A 17,816-nucleotide genomic window follows, 5' to 3' on the forward strand; every position below is an offset into this window, starting at 1 on the left:
ATGTTCGAGCAGGCGCCCGGCTTCATCTGCACCACCACCGGGCCGCACCACGTGTTCGATTTCGTCAACGACGCGCACCGCCGGCTGTTCCCGCGCGCGGACGTCGTCGGCAAGACGGTGCGCGAAGCCTTCCCCGACATCGCCGGCCAGGGCTTCTACGAGCGGCTGGACGAGGTGTACCGCACCGGCGAGCGGCACGTGGCCCGCGGCATGCGCACGCGGCTGCGCGACACGCCCGGGGGACCGGAGCGCGAGGTGGTGCTGGACTTCGTGTATGCCCCCGTGCTGGACGAAGCCGGTCGCGTCACGGGCACCTTCTGTGAAGGCCAGGACGTCACCGCGGCCCATGCGGCGCAGCAGGCCCTGCTGGAGAAGGAGGAGCAGCTGCGGCTCGCCATCGAGGCGGCCGAAGTGGGCCTCTGGGACCTGAACCCGGCGTCGGGCGCCCTCTACTGGCCGCCGCGCGTGCGGGCCATGTTCGGGATCACGCATGAGCAGCCCGTGACGATGTGGGACTTTACGCGGGCCTGCATCCCGAAGACCGCGAGGCGACCGCGGCCGCCTTCGCCGCCGCGTGCGACCCGGCGCGACGGGCGCTCTACGACGTCGAATACCGCACGATCGGGCAAGAGGACGGCCTGGTGCGCTGGGTCGCCGCCAAGGGCCGGGGCGTGTTCGACGCGACCGGCTGCTGCGTGCGGGTGATCGGCACGGCCATCGACATCAGCGCCCGCAAGGCTTCCGAGCAGGCGATGGAGGTGGCGCTGGAGGCCAGCCGGACCGGCACCTTCCATTGGGACATCCAGAACAACCGGCTGACCTGGGACAGCGCGCTCGACCGCCTGTTCGGCCTGCGCCCCGGCGAGGTCGTGCGCAGCCTGGACCAGTTCGTCGCGCTGGTGCATCCGGACGACCGCGCGGGCGTGATCGCCCGCTGCGAACGCTGCCGCGACGAGGCGGCCGACTTCGAGATGGAGTTCCGCGTCGTGTACCCGGACGGCTCGATCCACTGGCTGTACGACCGCGGGCGCACCTTCGTCGACGCGGCGGGCCGGGCCAAGACGATGACCGGCGCCTGCGTGGACATCACGCAGCGCCGGGAAGCGGAAGCCGCCCTGCGGGCGAGCGAGCAGGTGCGCCAGCGCGAGCTGCGCACGCTCGCCGACAACTCGCCCGACATCATTGCCCGCTTCGATTCCGGGCTGCGCCATGTCTTCGTCAACGCCGCGGTGGAACGCCTGACCGGCCTGGCGCCGCAGCTGTTCCTGGGCCGCACGAACGAGGAGCTCGGGATGCCCGGGGACCTGTGCGAACAGTGGACCCGGGCGCTGCGCAAGGTCTTCGAGGACGGGCGTCCGTTCAGCACGCACTTCGAGATGGAACACAACGGCGTGCAGCGGCACTTCGCCGCGCGCCTGGTGCCGGAGCTGGCCGAGGACGGCTCGGTGCAGCACGTGCTGGGCGTCACGCGCGACATCACCGACCTGTGGCAGGCGCAGGAGGCGCTGCGCCGCGCCGACCGCCAGAAGGACGACTTCCTGGCGACGCTGGCCCACGAACTGCGCAATCCGCTGGCGCCCCTGCGCACCGGGCTGCACGTGATGCAGCGCGGCACCGGAACGCCGCAGGAGCAGCGCGTGCGCGGGATCATGGAGCGGCAGCTCGACCACATGGTGCGCCTGGTGGACGAGCTGCTGGACATCGCGCGCATCAGCCAGGGCAAGATCGTGCTCACCCGCGAGACCCTGCAGTTGCAGTCGGTGCTGGAGCACGCGGTGGACGCCTGCCGCCCGCTGCTGGATGCGCAGGGCCACACGCTGGTGTGGCAGGACGTCGATCCGGAATGGCACGTCCACGGCGACATCACGCGGCTGGTGCAGGTGGTCGGAAACCTGTTGAACAACGCGGCCAAGTACACGCCGCACGGTGGCCGCGTCAGCCTGCGCGCCGTGGAGGACGGCGAGGGACTGGCGGTCATCGTCGAGGACGACGGCATCGGCATCCCGAAGGAGCTGCTGGACCGCGTGTTCGAGCGCTTCGTGCAGGTGGACCAGCACCTGGAGCGCGCCCAGGGCGGCCTGGGCATCGGCCTCAGCGTGGTCAAGTCGCTGGTGGAAATGCACGGCGGCCGGGTCAGCGCCGAAAGCGCCGGGCCGGGCATGGGCAGTCGCTTCGTGGTGTGGCTGCCGCGCGTCCAGGTCGCGCAGGCCGAGACGGCCGGTGATGCGGATCGACAGGCCCCCTTGGCGGTGCCGCGCAAGAAGGTCCTGATCGTGGACGACAACCGGGACGCCGCCGAGACGCTGTCCATGGTCGTCGAGATGGGCGGGCACGAGGTGCACCTGGCCTACGACGGGGCCAGCGCACTGCGCATCGCCGTGGCCCAGCAGCCGGACGTGGTGTTCCTGGACATCGGCATGCCGGGCATGAACGGCTACGAACTGGCGGCCAGGCTGAGGGCGCTCCCGGGCTGGGAACACCGCATGCTGGTGGCGCTCACCGGCTGGGGCAGCCAGGAAGATCGCGCCCGGGGCGTGGCGGCCGGCTTCGACGTGCACCTCACCAAGCCGGTGGACCTGCAGGAGGTGCAGCGCATGTTGAGCCTGGAGGGGCCGCAGCCCGCGCCGGCGGATCCGTGACGGCTCGCTCGCGGCGAAAGACGCGCGCAGTTCCCTCGGCCTGGATCAGCGCCGGCGCGTGCTCGCCGCCGCGATCTCCGGCGGCAGGCGCTTGAGCAGCCAGCGGATCGCCATCGGCACAAGCACGATGTCGTCGAGCATGCCGAAGCCCGGGATGAAGTCGGGAATGAGGTCAATCGGCGAGACCACGTACAGCACGATGAGCGCGGTTCCGAGCTTCAGCCAGCCGGGCGCGCCGGGGTGGCGCAGCGCGGCCCACAGCTGGCGCGCATCCCCCCGCACGACGGTCCACAGCAGCGACAGGCGTTTGAACATGGTGGTCTCTCTCTCCGTGACGTTGGAAGCCCCGCGGGGCCGGCGCACCCTAGATGCCACCGTAGCCCCGCTCTGCAAGGGCCGCAAGGTCCGCGTTACAGTCCGCTGGCCGCAAACCTGCTCCGTCCCGTGAAAATTCGCGCCTTTGCCGTCATGGTGGTCCTGCTGTTCGCCGGCGTGCTGGCGGTCGAATTCCACTGGCGATCCCGCCACGACCTGCTGAAGCCGCAGGCGCCCGCACCCGATGGCGCCCTGGTGGCCGAAGTGCGGCGCGTGCCCGAGGGGCAGGCCGAGGGCGCCAGCGGCGTGTTCCTGCGCGACCGCTGGGACTACCTGCGCAGCGTCCGGCCCCGGCTGGTGTTCGTAGGCTCCTGCGACGAGGTCTCCGCGCGCTGGTTCGGCCCCCGCCGGCTGGTGATCGAGTGCGACCTGCGCTCGGGCGAGCCGCGGCTGCTGCGCGACTTCGTCGACGGCGTGGCCATCGAGCTGGTGGTGAACCGGCGCTTTGCATGACCCCCACGCTTGCTTCGCCGCCGGTGGAAGTGGGCTGTCCTCCGTAGGCTGGCGGTGAGCGCAGCGAACCCCAACTCCGCCATCACCCCCCGCGCGGATCCAGCGCGTCGCGCAGGCCGTCGCCCAGCAGGTTGAAGGACAGCACCAGCAGGAAGATCGCGACCCCCGGCCAGATCGCCATCCAGGGGGCGTTGTCGATGAAGTTCTTCGCCGTATTGAGCATGCTGCCCCAGCTGGGCGCGGGCGGCTGCTGGCCCAGGCCCAGGAAGGACAGGCTGGCCTCGGCGATCACGGCGGCGGCGATCGCCAGCGTGGCCTGCACCATCAGCGGCGCGGTGATGTTGGGCAGGATGTGGCGCAGCGCGATGCGCAGGGGCGGATTGCCGACGGCGCGCGCAGCTTCCACGTAGTCCTCCACCTTGATGCCCAGCACCTGCCCGCGCGTGAGCCGCACAAAGATGGGCGCGGCGGACACGCCGATCGCCACCATGGCGTTGGTCAGGCTCGGGCCCAGGAAGGCGGCCAGCGCGATCGCCAGGATCAGGAAGGGACAGGCGAGGAAGGCGTCGGTGATGCGCGAGATGACGCTGTCCACCCAGCCGCCCAGGAAGCCGGCGGCCATGCCGATCGGCACGCCGATCAGCAGGGAGATCGAGACCGACACCACGCCCGCCAGCAGCGACGCGCGCGTGCCCCAGATCACGCGCGACAGCACGTCGCGGCCGATCTCGTCGGTGCCGAACCAGTGCTCGGCCGAGGGAGGCTTGCGGATCGCGCTCCAGCTGGTGGCGATCGGGTCCATGGGCGCGATCCATGCGGCGAACAGCGCCAGCAGGATGAAGGCGATCACGATCACGAGGCCCAGCATCGCGGTGCGGCGGCGCCGCAGTCGGCGCCAGGCACGCTCCCACGGGCCACGTGCGCGGGCCACCGCGGAACCGGCTTCGCCGGGCCGCTGGTGGCGCCCCCTTGAGGGGGAGGCGCCGAAGGCGCTTCGGGGGTGGGCTGTCATTTTAGTGACGCAGGCGCGGGTTGACCGCGAAGTAGGCCAGGTCCGCCAGCAGGTTCAGCAGCATGTACGCCGTCGCCGTGACCAGCACGACGCCCTGCACCACCGCGTAGTCGCGGTTGAACACCGCATCGACGATCAGCTTGCCGAAGCCGGGGATGGTGAACACCTGCTCGGTGAGCACCGCGCCGGACAGCAGCGTGCCCAGCTCCAGCGCACCGAGCGTGATCACCGGCGTGAGCGCGTTGCGCAGCGCATGCTTGAGCACCACCGTCTTTTCGTCCAGGCCTTTCGCGCGGGCGGTGCGCACGTAGTCGGCCGACAGCACCTGCAGCATCGCGCTGCGGGTGTGCCGCATCAGCACCGCGGCGATCGCGTTGCCCAGCACGAAGGCCGGCATGATCATCGACTTCAGGTTGGCCGCCAGGTCCTCGAAGGGACTCACGTAGCCGGACGCCGGCAGCCAGCCCAGGTTCACGGCGAACAGCAGGATCAGCAGGATGCCCAGCCAGAAGTTGGGCGTCGAGATGCCCCACAGCGCGAACACGTTGGCGCCCCAATCCCAGGCGGAGCCACGCGCCACCGCGGAGAGGATGCCGGCGGGAATGCCGATCAGCAGCGCGATGGTCATCGCCATCACCGCCAGCTGCAGCGTGACCGGCAGCTTCTGCGCGATCAGCGACAGCACCGGTTGCTGGTTGCGGATCGATTCGCCCAGGTCACCGCGTAGCACGCCGCCCATCCAGTAGGCGTAGCGCACCGGCAGCGGCTCGTCCAGGTGCATCTTCTTGCGCAGGTACTCGACGACGGTCGGGTCCTGCTCCTCGCCCGCGAGGATCTTGGCCGGATCGCCGGGCAGCAGCTGCTGCAGCCCGAAGATCAGCATCGACACCAGCACCAGCGTGGGCACCAGGGTCGCGATCCGGCGAACGAGGAAGTCGAACATCGCGCGCGCCCTACATCTTCAGGCCCTGCAGGCGCAGCAGCCCGTCGGGGATCTCGCGCACGCCGGTGAGCTTGGGGTTGTAGGCCCACAGCCACTTGCGGTGGTACAGGTAGACGACCGGCCGTTCCTTCAGCACGCGCGCCGTCACCTGCTCGAAGATCTTCTTGCGCTGCGCGGGGTCGCGCGCGGCACGCGATTCGTTGATCAGCTTGTCGGTCTCGGGGTCGCAGTAGCCCGCGTAATTGAGCGGCTGCTTGCAGGCGTGGAAGCTGTACAGGTTGCCGTCCGGGTCGGGCCGGCCGCTCCAGGCCAGCACGTAGGCCTCGAAGTCGCCCTTGTCCGCCATGTTGAGCGAGGTGGCGAATTCGGTCGCCTGGATCTTGACGTCGAAGCCCGCTTCGCGCGTCATGGCCTGCACCACCAGGGCGATGCGCTGCGCGTCCGAGGTGGTCGGCGTCACCATGGTGAAGCTGGGATTGGGCACGCCCGCTTCCTTGAGCAGCTGCTTGGCGCGCGCGATGTCGCGCTTGGGGATGGGCACGTTCTTCGCATAGAAGGGATTCGTCGGCGGCACCCACTGGTTGCCGACGATCGCCTCGTTGTCCATCACCACCTGCACCAGGCCCTGGCGGTCCAGCGACAGCTCGAAGGCCTCGCGCACCTTCGCGTCGCGACCCAGCGGATTGGCCTTGGCCTTGTCGCTCTTGCCGACGTTGATGGTGATGCCCTGGTAGCCGATCTCGGTGATGCTGGCCGTCTTCAGCTTCTTCTCGGCGACGATCTTCTCCATGTCGCTGGGCGCGACGCGCTCGATGAAATCCAGCTGGCCCGAGCGCAGGTTGGCCAGGCGCACGGTGGCGTCCGGGATCGGCGTGAAGACCAGCTTGTCGAAGTGGACCGTGCCCTTGTTCCAGTAGTTGGCGTAGCGCTCCAGCACGATGCGGTCCTGCGGCACCCGCTCGACGAACTTGTAGGGGCCGGAACAGACCGGGTTGGAACCGAATTTCTCGCCGGCGGCCTGGGCGGCCTTGGGCGAGAGGATCATGCCGGCGCGGTCGGTCAGCTGCGCCACCAGCGGCGAGAAGGGCGCGGACAGGTTCAGGCGAACGGTGGAAGGATCGACCACGTCCACGCTGGACACTGGCGCCAGCTCGCCACGGCGGTTGGAGCCGGGGATGGTCTTGTGCCGCTCGATGCTGTACTTCACAGCCGCCGCGTCCATCTTCTCGCCGTCATGGAAGGTGACGCCCTGGCGCAGCTTGATGGTGAGCGCCTTGCCGTCGGCGGACCATTCGTAGCCGGTGGCCAGCTGCGGCACGATGTTGAGCTTCTCGTCGATGTCGAACAGCTTGTCGCACAGGCCGGCAAAGACCAGCCGGCCGACGAAGGTGCGCGCCAGCGAGGGATCGAGCGCGTCGGGGTCTTCGGCCAGGCCGATGCGCAGGGTCTGCGCCTGTGCGGCGAAGGCGGTGGCGGCAAGCGCCAGCGGGAGGAGGAAACGTCTTGCGATGGAAGGCATGCGGGCTCTCCAGTTCAGGGGGACGGTACAACGGGATCGGTGGCGATGAAGGCCGCCTGCAGCCGCTCGAGGCGGCGCCGGGCGGGCGCGAACACCAGGGGCTGGGCGACCGGCGCGCGCGCCTGGATCTCGCGCCAGAAGTGGCAGGCGGCGGCATGACCGTCCGGCGTGGCTTCCAGCACCGGCGCCTGCTCGGAGCAAACGGGCTGCGCGTGCGGGCAGCGCGTGTGGAAGTGGCAGCCCGAAGGCGGATTCAGCGGGCTGGGCACGTCGCCGCCCAGCACCATCCGTTCGCGCCGCGCGCCGGGTTCCGGCTGCGGGATCGCCGACAGCAGCGCCTGCGTGTAGGGGTGGCGCGGGTTGGCGAACAGCGCGTCCTTGTCCGCGCTCTCGACGATCCGGCCCAGGTACATCACGGCCACGCGGGTGGCGATGTGCTTGACCACCGCCAGGTCGTGCGCGATGAAGATGTAGGCCAGGCCGAAGCGCCGCTGCAGGTCCTGCAGCAGGTTCACCACCTGCGCCTGCACCGACACGTCCAGCGCCGACACCGCCTCGTCGCACACGATCAGCCGGGGCTCCACCGCCAGCGCGCGCGCGATGCCCACGCGCTGCCGCTGGCCGCCGGAGAACTCGTGCGGATAGCGCAGCGCATGCTCGGGTGCGAGCCCCACCGTGCGCAGCAGCTCCGCCACGCGCTGCGGTTCGCGTCCCGCGTGCAGCCCGTGCAGGCGCAGCGGTTCGGTGAGCGTCTGGGCCACGGTCATGCGCGGGTTGAGCGAGGAATACGGGTCCTGGAAGATGATCTGCAGGGCGCGGCGCCGCGCCCGCAGCTGCGCGGCATCCAGCGCGCCCAGGTCCTGGCCCTCGAACACCAGCTTGCCCGCCGTCGGCTCGATCAGCCGCAGCACCAGCCGGCCCAGCGTGGACTTGCCGCAGCCGGACTCGCCGACGACACCCAGCGTCTCGCCGGCCGACAGCTGCAGGTCGACGCCGTCGACCGCGCGCACCTGTCCGCTCACGCGGCCGAACAGCCCGCGCCGCACCGGGAAGTGCTTCACCAGGCCCTGGGCCTGCACCAGCGGTGCGTTGGTGGTCATGCGGTGGTCACCGCGTCGGGAACGTGCGGCACCAGCACGTCGGCATCCAGCGGCGCGCGCCAGCAGGCGGAGCGATGCGACGTGCCCACCTCCAGCAGCGGCGGCTCTTCGGCACGGCACTTCGCAATCGCGAAGGGACAGCGCTCGGCGAAGCTGCAGCCGGGCGCGCGGCGCAGCGGATTCGGCACCTGGCCCTCGATCGAGGCGAGCCGCTCCCGCTGCACGTCCAGCCGCGGGATGGAACCGAGCAGGCCCACGGTGTAGGGATGCTGCGGCTGCTCGAACAGCACCTGGGCCGGCGCGCGCTCCACCACCTTGCCCGCATACATGACCGCGACCTCGTCGGCCACCTCGGCCACCACGCCCAGGTCGTGGGTGATGAGGATGACGGCCGTCCCGGTCTCGGCCTGCAGCGTGCGCATCAGGTCGATGATCTGGGCCTGGATGGTGACGTCGAGCGCGGTGGTGGGTTCGTCGGCGATCAGCAGCCGCGGCTGGCAGGCCAGCGCCATCGCGATCATCGCCCGCTGGCGCATGCCCCCCGACAGCTTGTGCGGGTACTCGTGGAAGCGCTGCTCCGGCGCCGGGATGCGCACCTGGCGCAGCACCTCGATCGCGCGCGCCTGCGCCTCGGCGCGCGAGATCGCGCGGTGCCGCAGCAGGCCTTCCACGATCTGGTCGCCGATGGTGAACGCGGGGTTCAGCGAGGTCATCGGCTCCTGGAAGATCATGGCCATGCCGTTGCCGCGCAGGTCCAGCAGCTCGCGCCTGGGCAGGCCCACCAGTTCGCGGCCCTCGAAGCGGATCGAGCCGCCGGCGATGCGGCCGGGCGGGTTGGGCACCAGGCCCATGATGGACAGCGCGGTCACGCTCTTGCCGCAGCCCGATTCGCCGACGATGGCCAGCGTCTGGCCCGCCTCGACCGAAAAGCTCACCCCGTCGACGGCCGGGAAGTTGCCGTCGTCGGTACGGAACTCGGTGCGCAGGTCGCGCACTTCCAGCACCGCCATCAGCCGCGGCCCCCGCGTTCGCGGTGGAAGCGCGCGATGCGCTCCTCGATCACGGCGCGGTCGGTGATGCCCACCGGATCCCTGCGGCCGGCCAGGCAGGCCATGAAGGGCTGGTAGCGCTCCAGGCTCTTGCGGTACAGGCGTTCGAGTTCCTGCACCGGCTCCTCGTGGTCGTCCACGCGGATGTCCAGCTGCGGATAGTCCTCGTCGGCCTGGATGCGCAGCGCCGCGCCCTGCTTGCCGCGCTTGTCGCCGCCGGCGGCCTCGCCCGCGGCGAGCGCCGCGAGCAGGCGTTCCGCCAGGTCCATGCCGCGGGTGGCGAGGAAGGCCCCGGCCGTGGCTTCCACCACCTGCGGGCCGGCCAGCATGTTGCCGGCCACGCTGAAGTCCTCGCCAAGGTGGTGGCCGCACCAGTCCACGCAGGCGGAACCCGTCCACGCGGCGGGCCGGCCCTGCGCGGGCAGCACGTGCACCTGACGCTGGTCCCGGCCGGCATCGGCGGAAACGAGGGAATCGATCGCCTCGGCGGGCGAGCGGCCCCCGGCGAGCAGGTCCAGGCCCTGAGGCCCGTACAGCGGATTCATCAAGGCCTGGGTGGACAGGATGCCGACGCCCCGCCGCGCATGCACGCACAAGGCACCCACCGCGAAGAACCGGCTGGCGATGGCGGCGCCGAAGCGGCCCTGCCCGTCGCGCGCCAGAATCGACCAGGTCATCCTGCCCTCCCTTTCGAGGGCCGGTCCCGGCCCCGATGCAGCCGCGATTCTGACGCCAAACGAAGTGCCCGCCCAAGGCGGGCGTCAACGCTTTGCAAGCCTGGGATTGCGCGCGGCCTCATCGCGGATAGGGCCGATGCAGCTGGCAATCGGGATTCAGGCGCACGCCGAAGCCGGGCCGGTCGAGCACCGACGCCTTCATCCGGCCGTTGACCGGCACCGGTTCGTCCAGCAGCTGCGGATGGAACATCGGCACGATCCGGTCCGCCTGCGGCGACATGTTGAGGAACTCCGCGAACGGGCTGTTGTGCCGCGTGACGACGAAGTGGTAGCTGTAGACCGAGGAGCCGTGCGGCACCACCAGCTTGCCGTGCGCATCGGCCAGCGCCGAGATCTTGACCAGTTCGGTCAGGCCGCCGCACCAGCCCACGTCCGGCTGCAGGATGTCGCAGCACTCCATCTCCAGCAGCATGCGGAAGCCCCAGCGCGTGGCCTCGTGCTCGCCGGTGGTGACCAGCATGCCCGGCGGCACCTTGCGGCGCAGCTCGGCATAGCCCCAGTAGTCATCGGGCGGCAGCGCCTCCTCGATCCACTTGAGGCCGGCCTGCTCCCATGCGCCGTGCGCGAGCCGCGTGGCGTACTCGACGTCCAGGCTCATCCAGCAGTCCAGCATCAGCCAGAAGTCGTCGCCGCAGCGCGCGCGCATGTCGGCCACCTGCGCCAGGTTCTTCTTCAGGCCCTCGTCGCCTTCGGCCGGGCCGTGGTGCAGCGGCATCTTGCCGCCGATGAAGCCCTGCTCCTTCGCGAAGTCCGGGCGCGCCGTGGTCATGTAGAACTGCAGCTCGTCGCGCACGGGGCCGCCCAGCAGCGCGTGCACCGGTTCGCCGCGCACCTTGGCCAGCAGGTCCCACAGCGCCAGGTCGACGCCGGAGATCGTGTTGAGCACGATGCCCTTGCGGCCGTAGAACAGCGTCGCGTTGAACATCTGGTCCCAGATCTTCTCGATCTCGGTGACCGCACGGCCTTCGATGAAGCGCGCGAGGTGCTTCTCCACGATCCAGCATCCCAGGTCGCCGCCCGTGGTGACGGCGAAGCCCACGGTGCCGTCGCTCGCCTCCACCTCCACCACCAGCGTGCCCAGCACGTTCAGGCCGAAGCTCTGGCGGCTTTGCCGGTACTCCGGGTACTTCGCCATCGGCGTGGCGATGTGGTCGTCGATCCAGTGGTCACTGCCCTGGTCGTGGTAGTCCGCGCCGGCGCCGCGCAGCGTGAAGGCGCGGACGTGGCGGATGGTCGGCATGGTCATGTCAGCGCCCTTGCGTGGAGTCCGCCACCCGCGCCGCGACCTCGGCGGGAACCGGGATGGCCTGGGCCAGCAGGTGGAAGGACAGCGCCTTGCCGTGCATGTCGAGGTTGAGCGAGTCGTTGACGCCGCCATCGAGGACTTCGTCCAGCACGAAATTCATCGCGCCCAGCCGGGGCAGCAGGTAGCGCTTCACCCGCACGGGATGGCGGTGCGCGAACCACTGCGCGACGCGCTCCGGCGTCACCTGCTCGGCCAGCAACGGGTAGTCTTCCTCACGGTAGGCGATCAGGCTGATGTTGATCGTGTTGCCCTTGTCGCCCGTGCGGGCGTGGGCCAGGTCGTAGAGAGCGATGTCGGGCACGGCGTCTCCTCAGGCGATCTGCCAGGTGGCGGGGACCAGCTCGCGCGGCACCAGGCAGGCACGGCTGGACAGGCGCTGGCGCTTGGCGGTGCGCACGCCGCCGCCGCCGGCCGGTCCGCCGGTCCACAGCGCGGTCACCTCGCGCAGCAGGCGGTCGATGCGCTCGCCGTCCTCGTGGCGGCTGGCGACCCGCAGGCGCACGTCGGTGGCCTGGCCGCGCGGCAGCTGCGCCACCAGCTCGCCGCCGTCGTCGGCGAACAGGCTGGTGACGCCGATCAGGTCGCAGCGCAGCGGCATGTCGCCGCCCAGGCGCTTCTTCATCATGTCCATGGCCAGCCGCGCACGTGCTTCGGCATTGGGGCCGGCGTAGGAGATCTCCGCTTCGCCCAACCAGCCGCCGTCGAAGAAGGCCAGCGCCTTGAGCGTCGTCGTGCGGGGATGGCCCTTCACGCCCGACAGTCGCACGCGGTCGGGACCGACCTGTGCCACCGTCGCTTCCGTGATGTCGGCAACGACGTCGGGTGTGAGGTAGGCGGCGGGATCGTGCACCTCGTACAGCAGCTGCTCCTTCACCGTGCGGCAGTCCACCAGCCCGCCGGTGCCGGCCGCCTTCGAGACGATGCAGCTGCCGTCCGCGGCGATTTCCGCGAAGGGAAAGCCGATGTTCTCCGTGCCGGGCACGTCCTTGCGCCCGGGGTCGGCGAAGTAGCCGCCGGTGACCTGCGCGCCGCATTCCAGCAGGTGGCCGGCCATGGTGCCGCCGGCGAGCCGGTCCCAGTCGGTGGCGCTCCAGCCGAAGTGGGCCACGGCGGGCCCCAGCACCAGCGAGGGATCGGCGACGCGGCCGGTGACCACCACCTGCGCGCCGGCGCGGATCGCCGCGGCGATCTCCATCGCGCCCTGGTAGACGTTGGCGCAGACGAAGCGCTGCACATCGAACTCGGTGCCGAGCCGCTCGCGCACGAGCTCGCGGCCGGCGCCTTCGGACAGGTCGTCGCCCTCCACCACGCCGATGCGCGGGACGGGCAGCCCCAGCCCGGCAGCGAGCCGGCGGATCGCGTCCGCGGCACCGCGCGGATTGGCCGCACCGAAGTTGCCGACGATGGTGATGCCGTTGCGCAGGCAGTCCGCGAGGATGGGCTGCAGCTCCTGCACCAGCAGCGGCTCATAGCCGAGCAGTGGGTCGCGCCGGCGCGCCAGGTGCTGCAGAGCCAGAGTGCGCTCGGCCAGGTTCTCGAAGATCAGCGCGGCCGGGCCGCCGCGCTCGACCAGCGTGCGCACCACCGGTGGCGCGGCATCCGTGCGGTCGCCCGAAAAACCGGCGCCGCAACCCACTGCGAGTGTTTGCATGCGTCCATTCTCGCGCGGATCGCAGGTATCCTCGATCGGGAATGCCCGCCTCTCCCCCGCCCCGCCCCCCGGCACTGGTCGTCCTCAATGCCCGCTCGGGCGCCGGGAACGGCGCCGACCGTGCGCAGCAATTGCGCGAACTGCTCGCGGCCGTGGGCCTCCCGGCCGAGGTGCTGCGGGCCCAGAGCGGCGAAGAGCTCATCGACGGCACCCGGCGTGCGCTGGCGGCCGGCACCCGGCTGGTGGTGGCGGCCGGCGGCGACGGCACGCAGAGCGCGGTGGCGGGCTGCCTCGTCGGAACGGACGCGGTGCAGGGCGTGCTGCCCATGGGCACCCTGAACCACTTTGCCAAGGACCTGGGCATCCCGCTGAAGCTGGAGGATGCCGTGCGCACGCTGGCCGAAGGGCGCGTGGTGCAGGTGGACGTGGGCGAAGTGAACGGCCGCGTGTTCATCAACAACTCCAGCCTCGGCCTGTACCCGCAGATCGTGCGCGAGCGCGAGTTGCAGCAGATGCGCCTGGGCAAGAGCAAGTGGCGGGCGCTGGCCAGCGCGGCCCTGCATGCCACCGAAGGCCGCCCCGCCCTCGCGGTGCGGGTGGCGGTCGGCGGGCAGCAGGGGGCGCGGCGCACGCCTTTCGTGTTCGTCGGCAACAACCGCTACACGATGGAGGGGTTCCGCATCGGCAACCGGGATTCGCTGCAGCGCGGCGAGCTCGCTCTCTACGTCGGCCGCCGCCAGGGCCGCCTGGGCATGGTGTGGCTCGCGCTGCGCGCGCTGGCCGGGCGACTGGAGCAGGATCGGGACTTCGAGATGGTGACCGGCACCGGCTTCGAGGTCGACACGCACGATGCGCGCATGCGCGTGGCCACCGACGGCGAGGTCACCATGATGGACACGCCCCTGAACTACCGCGTGCGGCCCGCGGCGCTGCGCGTGATGGTGCCCGCCGCCTGACGCGCGTCACTCGCTGGTGATCTTGCGCTCGCGCACGATCGCGCCCCACTTGGCCGACTCCTTCTGCATGAAGTCGGTGAGCTCGGCCCGCGTCGTCGGGTGCGGCGTGAGGCCGTGCTTGGTGAGCTGCTCGCGCACCTCGCGGTCGTTGAGCACCTTGACGACTTCCTGGTTCCAGCGGTCCAAGAGGGGCGCTGGTGTCTTCGCCGGGGCCACGAAGGCGTACCAGTTCAGCGCCTCGAATCCGGGGTAGCCCGATTCGGCCACGGTGGGGACGTTGGGCAGGTAGGCCGGCCGCGTGAGGCCGGTGGTGGCCAGCGGCGTGAGCTTGCCGCTTTCGATGTGCGGCAGCGCCGTCGGCGGCGCCGCGAAGTAGGCCGTGAAGCGGCCGGCCAGCAGGTCGGGCATGGCCGCCGAGCCGCCCCTGTAGGGCACGTGCGTCATCTCGACCTTCGCCTCCTTGGCGAACAGTTCGCCGGTCAGGTGCGAGGCGGAGCCGGGACCGGTGGACGCGAAGGTGACGCTGCCCGGCTGCTTGCGCGCCAGCGCCACGAAGTCCGCCAGCGTCTTCATCCCGCTGTTGGCGTTGACCACCAGCACGTTGGGGAAGTGCACGCCGCCCGAGACCGGCGCCAGGTCCTTGAACGGGTCGTAGGGCACCTTCATCATGTGCGGCGCGATCGTCAGCGGCCCGATCGATCCCAGCAGCAGCATCGAGCCGTCGGCGGGGCCGTTGGCCACCAGCTGGTGCGCGATGTTGCCGCCGGCCCCGGCCTTGTTGTCGACCACCACGGTCTGGCCGATGTTGTCGCCCAGCTTCTTGGCGATCAGGCGCGCGGCGGCATCGGCGGCGCCACCGGGCGCGAAGCCCACGACCATGGTGACGGTCTTCTTCGGCGGGAAGTCCTGGGCAAGACCGCTGCCGGCACAGGCGAGCGCGGCCAGTCCCAGCACAGTGGCGCGCAGCAGCAGGCGCTTGTTCATGGGTGTCTCCTCGATTGCAGGCCCGCATTGTGCCGCCGGCCCGCGCATCGCCGTGTCCGAGGGAACCCAGGTGCCCCCTCAGCCCAGCCGCGCGACCGCGGGCGGCCGCTGCCCCCAGGGCGCGATCGCCTCCCACGCGCGCGCCAGCGCCAGCACGCGCAGGTCCGCGCGGGGCGGCCCGGCCACCTGCATGCCCATGGGCAGGCCTTGCGCGTTGAAGCCCACCGGCACGCTCGCCACCGGCAGCCCCGCCATGGTGAAGGGCGTGACGATTTCCATCCAGCGGTGGTAGGTGTCCATCGCGACGCCGGCGACCTCGCGGGGCCAGGGGATGTCCGCGTCGAAGGGGAACACCTGCGCGCTCGGCGCCACCACGTAGTCGTATTGCGCGAACAGCCGCTGGAACGCGAGGTACACCGTGGTGCGCTGCACGGAGGCCTCGAACACCTGCGTCCCGGTGAGCTGCAGGCTCTGTTCCACCTCCCACAGCGCCTCGGGCTTGAGCTTCGCGCGCAGCGCCGGGTCGGCATACAGCCCGCGCAGGCCGCCCGCCGTGAGCATCTGGCGCAGGCGCAGCCAGGCCTGCCAGTTCAGGTCGCGCGGCACGTCGAGCGTGCAGGGTTCGACCGCGTAGCCGGCGGACTGCAGCTGGCGCAGTGCCTGCTCGCACAACGCCGCGACGCCGGGCTCCAGCGGCAGGTCCGCCCAGATGCTGCCGAGCCAGCCGATGCGCGTGCCGGGCGCGACGCCGATCGGGTCCTCGCCGGCCGGGTCGGGCAAGGCCTCGCCCAGCGACAGCGGCGCGCGCGCGTCCCAGCCGCCCATGGTGCACAGCAGCCGGGCCAGGTCCTCGGTCGTGCGCGCCATCGGCCCGACGGTGTTCAGTTGCGAGAAGAACGCCTCCTCCGCCGGCACCGTCGGCACCCGGCCCCAGGTGGGACGAAAGCCGATCACGTTGTTGAAGGCCGCCGGATTGCGCAGCGAGCCGCCGGTGTCGCTGCCGTCGGCCACCGGCACCATGCCCAGCGCGAGCGCGACGGCCGCGCCGCCGCTGCTGCCGCCGGCCGTGCGCGCCGGATCCCAGGCGTTGCGGGTCGTGCCGAACACCGGGTTGAAGGTGTGCGAGCCGAGGCCGAACTCCGGCGTGTTGGTCTTGCCGATCACGATCGCGCCGGCCTTTTTCATGCGCTGCACGAACAGTGCGTCGGTGGCCGCGATGCGCAGGCCCACGGCCGGCGAGCCCCGGGTGGTGGGCAGGCCCTGCACATCGCTCAAGTCTTTCACGGCCACCGGAAAGCCGTGCATCCAGCCGGTGAACTCGCCGCGCGCGAGCACCGCATCGTGGGCATCCGCTTCGGCCAGCAGCTCGGCGCGCCCGCGCAGCGAGACGATCGCGTTGTGCACCGGGTTCAGCGCGGCGATGCGGTCCAGGCTGGCCTGCATCAGCTCGCGGCAGGAGACCTCGCGGGCGGCGATGCGCCGCGAGAGGCTGGTGGCGTCCAGCGCCAGCAGGCCGGCGGGCGTCACGCGGCCTCGCTGAAGCGCGCCTGGTACTTCTGGCGCAGCTCTCGCTTGAGCAGCTTGCCGCTGGGGTTCTTCGGCAGCGCCTCGGCGAACACCACCGCCTTGGGCGCCTTGAAGCCGGCCAGGTGCTGCTGGCAATGCGCCAGCACTTCGGCCTCGGTCAGGGCCTGCCCGGCCTTGGGCACCACGACCGCGACCACCGCCTCCACCCAGCGCGGGTGCGGCACGCCGACCACCGCGACCTCGGACACCTGCGGCAGGCGGTAGATCATCTCTTCCACCTCGCGGCTGGCGACGTTCTCGCCACCGGTCTTGATCATGTCCTTCTTGCGGTCCACGACCGTGATGTAGCCCTCGTCGTCGATGGTGGCCAGGTCACCCGAGTGGAACCAGCCGCCCTCGAAGGCCGCGCGCGTGCGCTCGTCGTCGTGGAAGTAGCCGAGCATCAGGTGCGGCGAACGGTGCACGATCTCGCCGACCTCGCCCGGCTGTACGTCTTGCAGCGCGTCGTCCACCACCCGCGTCTCCACGTTCAGCACCGCGCGGCCGCAGGAGCCCGGCTTGCGCAACTGGTCCTCGGGGCCGAGCATGGTCGCCAGCGGCGCGATCTCGGTCTGGCCGTACAGGTTCCAGAAGCCCACGTCCGGCAACCGCCGCGCCATCTCGCGCAGCACCTCCACCGGCATGATGGACGCGCCGTAATAGCCCTTGCGCAGCGACGAAAGATCCGTCTGCTCGAACAGCGGCGAGCGCAGCAACGAGATCCACACCGTGGGCGGCGCGAAGAAGGACGTGATGCGGTGCTTCGCGATCAGCGGCAGCAGGTTCTCCGGCGTGGGCTTGGCCGTGACGATGCTGGTGCCGCCCACGTACACCATCGGGCCCAGGAACACGTCCAGCTGTGCGCAGTGGTACAGCGGCAGCGCATGCAGCATGACGTCGCTGGCGGCGATGCTGGCGTCCACCGCGCAGCTCGCGTACTGCCAGATCACCGCGTCGTGCGTGAGCATGGCGCCCTTGGGGCTCGATTCGGTGCCGCTGGTGTAGACGATCTGCGCAAGCTCCTCGCCCTTGAGGTCCACCGGCGGCGGCGTGTCGCGCTGTTCGATCAGCGCGTCGAAGGGGGTCATGCCGGCGACCGGCTGCGTCGCCTCTTCCGAAGGCAGCCAGATGAACTGCCGCACCTGCGTGTCCAGTGCGGCGGCGCTGCGCGCCAGCTCGGCCAGTCCGCTGTCGGTGGCCATCAGGCCGGCGCCGGCGTGGCGCAGGATGTAGGCGACCTCCTCGGCTTTCAGCATGAAGTTGATCGGCACCAGCACCGCGCCCAGGCGCGCCAGCGCGAAGCGCAATGCGGCGAAGCCATGCGAGTTGCGCGCCAGCACGGCGACGCGCGTGCCCTTGGCCACGCCCATGCGCGAGAGACCGGCAGCCAGCCGGTCCGTGACGCCATCGAATTCCGCGAAGCTCCAGCGGGTCGCGCCGCATTCGATCGCGGTCTTGTGGGGAAAGCGCTTGGCGCTGCGGCGCAGCAGGTCGGCCAGCGTCTGGCGGCGGATGGCGGTGTCCAC

16 protein-coding genes and 1 pseudogene are annotated in these 17,816 nt (G+C 70.9%); 4 read left to right on the forward strand and 13 right to left on the reverse strand.

All coding sequences use genetic code 11. From position 1 onward, the window contains the following. A pseudogene (locus AC1DSA_RS17135) lies at positions 1 to 336 on the forward strand (PAS domain-containing protein); the annotation flags it as partial. A 173-nt stretch (positions 337 to 509) separates the two neighbouring features. Then, positions 510 to 2,639 (forward strand): ATP-binding response regulator, encoded by a 2,130-nt coding sequence (locus tag AC1DSA_RS17140; protein WP_477891316.1) that lies wholly within the window; start codon positions 510 to 512, stop codon positions 2,637 to 2,639. 45 nt (positions 2,640 to 2,684) lie between these two features. On the opposite strand, the gene AC1DSA_RS17145 is transcribed toward AC1DSA_RS17140, so the two are convergent. After that, positions 2,685 to 2,954, reverse strand: a complete 270-nt coding sequence (locus AC1DSA_RS17145; RefSeq protein WP_477891318.1) for a YkvA family protein — start codon at positions 2,952 to 2,954, stop codon at positions 2,685 to 2,687. A gap of 129 nt (positions 2,955 to 3,083) precedes the next feature. On the opposite strand from AC1DSA_RS17145, the gene AC1DSA_RS17150 reads away from it, so the two are divergent. Next, positions 3,084 to 3,467 carry a hypothetical protein gene (locus AC1DSA_RS17150; RefSeq protein ID WP_477891320.1) on the forward strand — a complete coding sequence of 128 codons (384 nt, stop codon included), beginning with the start codon at positions 3,084 to 3,086 and terminating at the stop codon, positions 3,465 to 3,467. Between the two features lie 82 nt (positions 3,468 to 3,549). Here AC1DSA_RS17150 and AC1DSA_RS17155 read toward each other — a convergent pair whose 3' ends face one another. The 9 genes from AC1DSA_RS17155 to AC1DSA_RS17195 form a co-directional block, all read right to left on the reverse strand. Next, the gene (locus AC1DSA_RS17155) at positions 3,550 to 4,479 is read right to left on the reverse strand and encodes an ABC transporter permease (RefSeq protein ID WP_477891322.1); all 930 of its coding nucleotides are present in this window, start codon (positions 4,477 to 4,479) and stop codon (positions 3,550 to 3,552) included. A gap of 1 nt (position 4,480) precedes the next feature. After that, positions 4,481 to 5,422: an ABC transporter permease gene (locus AC1DSA_RS17160; protein ID WP_477891324.1), complete on the reverse strand. Its 942-nt coding sequence runs from the start codon at positions 5,420 to 5,422 to the stop codon at positions 4,481 to 4,483. Between the two features lie 10 nt (positions 5,423 to 5,432). Beyond that, entirely contained in the window at positions 5,433 to 6,941 is a 1,509-nt protein-coding gene (locus AC1DSA_RS17165) for an ABC transporter substrate-binding protein (protein ID WP_477891326.1), read from the reverse strand. Between the two features lie 14 nt (positions 6,942 to 6,955). Beyond that, a complete protein-coding gene (locus AC1DSA_RS17170; protein WP_477891328.1) occupies positions 6,956 to 8,041 on the reverse strand; it encodes an ABC transporter ATP-binding protein in 1,086 nt (361 codons plus the stop codon). Further along, the gene (locus AC1DSA_RS17175; RefSeq protein ID WP_477891330.1) at positions 8,038 to 9,051 is read right to left on the reverse strand and encodes an ABC transporter ATP-binding protein; all 1,014 of its coding nucleotides are present in this window, start codon (positions 9,049 to 9,051) and stop codon (positions 8,038 to 8,040) included. The genes AC1DSA_RS17170 and AC1DSA_RS17175 overlap by 4 nt, the downstream gene beginning before the upstream one ends. Next, positions 9,051 to 9,767, reverse strand: a complete 717-nt coding sequence (locus AC1DSA_RS17180) for a DUF1028 domain-containing protein (protein ID WP_477891332.1) — start codon at positions 9,765 to 9,767, stop codon at positions 9,051 to 9,053. Before AC1DSA_RS17180 ends, AC1DSA_RS17175 begins: the two co-directional genes overlap by 1 nt. Positions 9,768 to 9,885: 118 nt before the next feature. After that, positions 9,886 to 11,073, reverse strand: coding sequence for an L-rhamnonate dehydratase (gene rhmD, locus AC1DSA_RS17185; RefSeq protein WP_477891334.1), 1,188 nt, complete (start codon positions 11,071 to 11,073; stop codon positions 9,886 to 9,888). A 1-nt stretch (position 11,074) separates the two neighbouring features. After that, a complete protein-coding gene (locus tag AC1DSA_RS17190; RefSeq protein WP_477891336.1) occupies positions 11,075 to 11,434 on the reverse strand; it encodes an AtuA-related protein in 360 nt (119 codons plus the stop codon). 9 nt (positions 11,435 to 11,443) lie between these two features. Continuing rightward, positions 11,444 to 12,784 carry an acyclic terpene utilization AtuA family protein gene (locus AC1DSA_RS17195; RefSeq protein WP_477891338.1) on the reverse strand — a complete coding sequence of 447 codons (1,341 nt, stop codon included), beginning with the start codon at positions 12,782 to 12,784 and terminating at the stop codon, positions 11,444 to 11,446. A gap of 41 nt (positions 12,785 to 12,825) precedes the next feature. Between AC1DSA_RS17195 and AC1DSA_RS17200 the strand changes: the two genes are divergently transcribed. Beyond that, a complete protein-coding gene (locus AC1DSA_RS17200; protein ID WP_477891340.1) occupies positions 12,826 to 13,740 on the forward strand; it encodes a diacylglycerol/lipid kinase family protein in 915 nt (304 codons plus the stop codon). 6 nt (positions 13,741 to 13,746) lie between these two features. On the opposite strand, the gene AC1DSA_RS17205 is transcribed toward AC1DSA_RS17200, so the two are convergent. The 3 genes from AC1DSA_RS17205 to AC1DSA_RS17215 all read right to left on the reverse strand — a co-directional run bounded on the left by AC1DSA_RS17205 (position 13,747) and on the right by AC1DSA_RS17215 (position 17,816). Continuing rightward, positions 13,747 to 14,724: a Bug family tripartite tricarboxylate transporter substrate binding protein gene (locus tag AC1DSA_RS17205; protein WP_477891342.1), complete on the reverse strand. Its 978-nt coding sequence runs from the start codon at positions 14,722 to 14,724 to the stop codon at positions 13,747 to 13,749. Positions 14,725 to 14,802: 78 nt separating this feature from the next. Further along, positions 14,803 to 16,251 carry an amidase gene (locus tag AC1DSA_RS17210; RefSeq protein WP_477891344.1) on the reverse strand — a complete coding sequence of 483 codons (1,449 nt, stop codon included), beginning with the start codon at positions 16,249 to 16,251 and terminating at the stop codon, positions 14,803 to 14,805. Further along, entirely contained in the window at positions 16,248 to 17,816 is a 1,569-nt protein-coding gene (locus AC1DSA_RS17215; RefSeq protein WP_477891346.1) for an acyl-CoA synthetase, read from the reverse strand. The genes AC1DSA_RS17210 and AC1DSA_RS17215 overlap by 4 nt, the downstream gene beginning before the upstream one ends.

The organism is Ramlibacter sp. P4_H7, from assembly GCF_056400765.1.

Coding starts and splice junctions, on each gene's coding strand:
- rhmD (WP_477891334.1), bottom strand. CDS start 11,073: ATGACCATGCCGACCATCCGCCACGTCCGCGCCTTCACGCTGCGCGGC.
- AC1DSA_RS17175 (WP_477891330.1), bottom strand. CDS start 9,051: ATGGCGGTGCTGGAAGTGCGCGACCTGCGCACCGAGTTCCGTACCGAC.
- AC1DSA_RS17160 (WP_477891324.1), bottom strand. CDS start 5,422: ATGTTCGACTTCCTCGTTCGCCGGATCGCGACCCTGGTGCCCACGCTG.
- AC1DSA_RS17145 (WP_477891318.1), bottom strand. CDS start 2,954: ATGTTCAAACGCCTGTCGCTGCTGTGGACCGTCGTGCGGGGGGATGCG.
- AC1DSA_RS17200 (WP_477891340.1), top strand. CDS start 12,826: ATGCCCGCCTCTCCCCCGCCCCGCCCCCCGGCACTGGTCGTCCTCAAT.
- AC1DSA_RS17155 (WP_477891322.1), bottom strand. CDS start 4,479: ATGACAGCCCACCCCCGAAGCGCCTTCGGCGCCTCCCCCTCAAGGGGG.
- AC1DSA_RS17180 (WP_477891332.1), bottom strand. CDS start 9,767: ATGACCTGGTCGATTCTGGCGCGCGACGGGCAGGGCCGCTTCGGCGCC.
- AC1DSA_RS17205 (WP_477891342.1), bottom strand. CDS start 14,724: ATGAACAAGCGCCTGCTGCTGCGCGCCACTGTGCTGGGACTGGCCGCG.
- AC1DSA_RS17170 (WP_477891328.1), bottom strand. CDS start 8,041: ATGACCACCAACGCACCGCTGGTGCAGGCCCAGGGCCTGGTGAAGCAC.
- AC1DSA_RS17195 (WP_477891338.1), bottom strand. CDS start 12,784: ATGCAAACACTCGCAGTGGGTTGCGGCGCCGGTTTTTCGGGCGACCGC.
- AC1DSA_RS17165 (WP_477891326.1), bottom strand. CDS start 6,941: ATGCCTTCCATCGCAAGACGTTTCCTCCTCCCGCTGGCGCTTGCCGCC.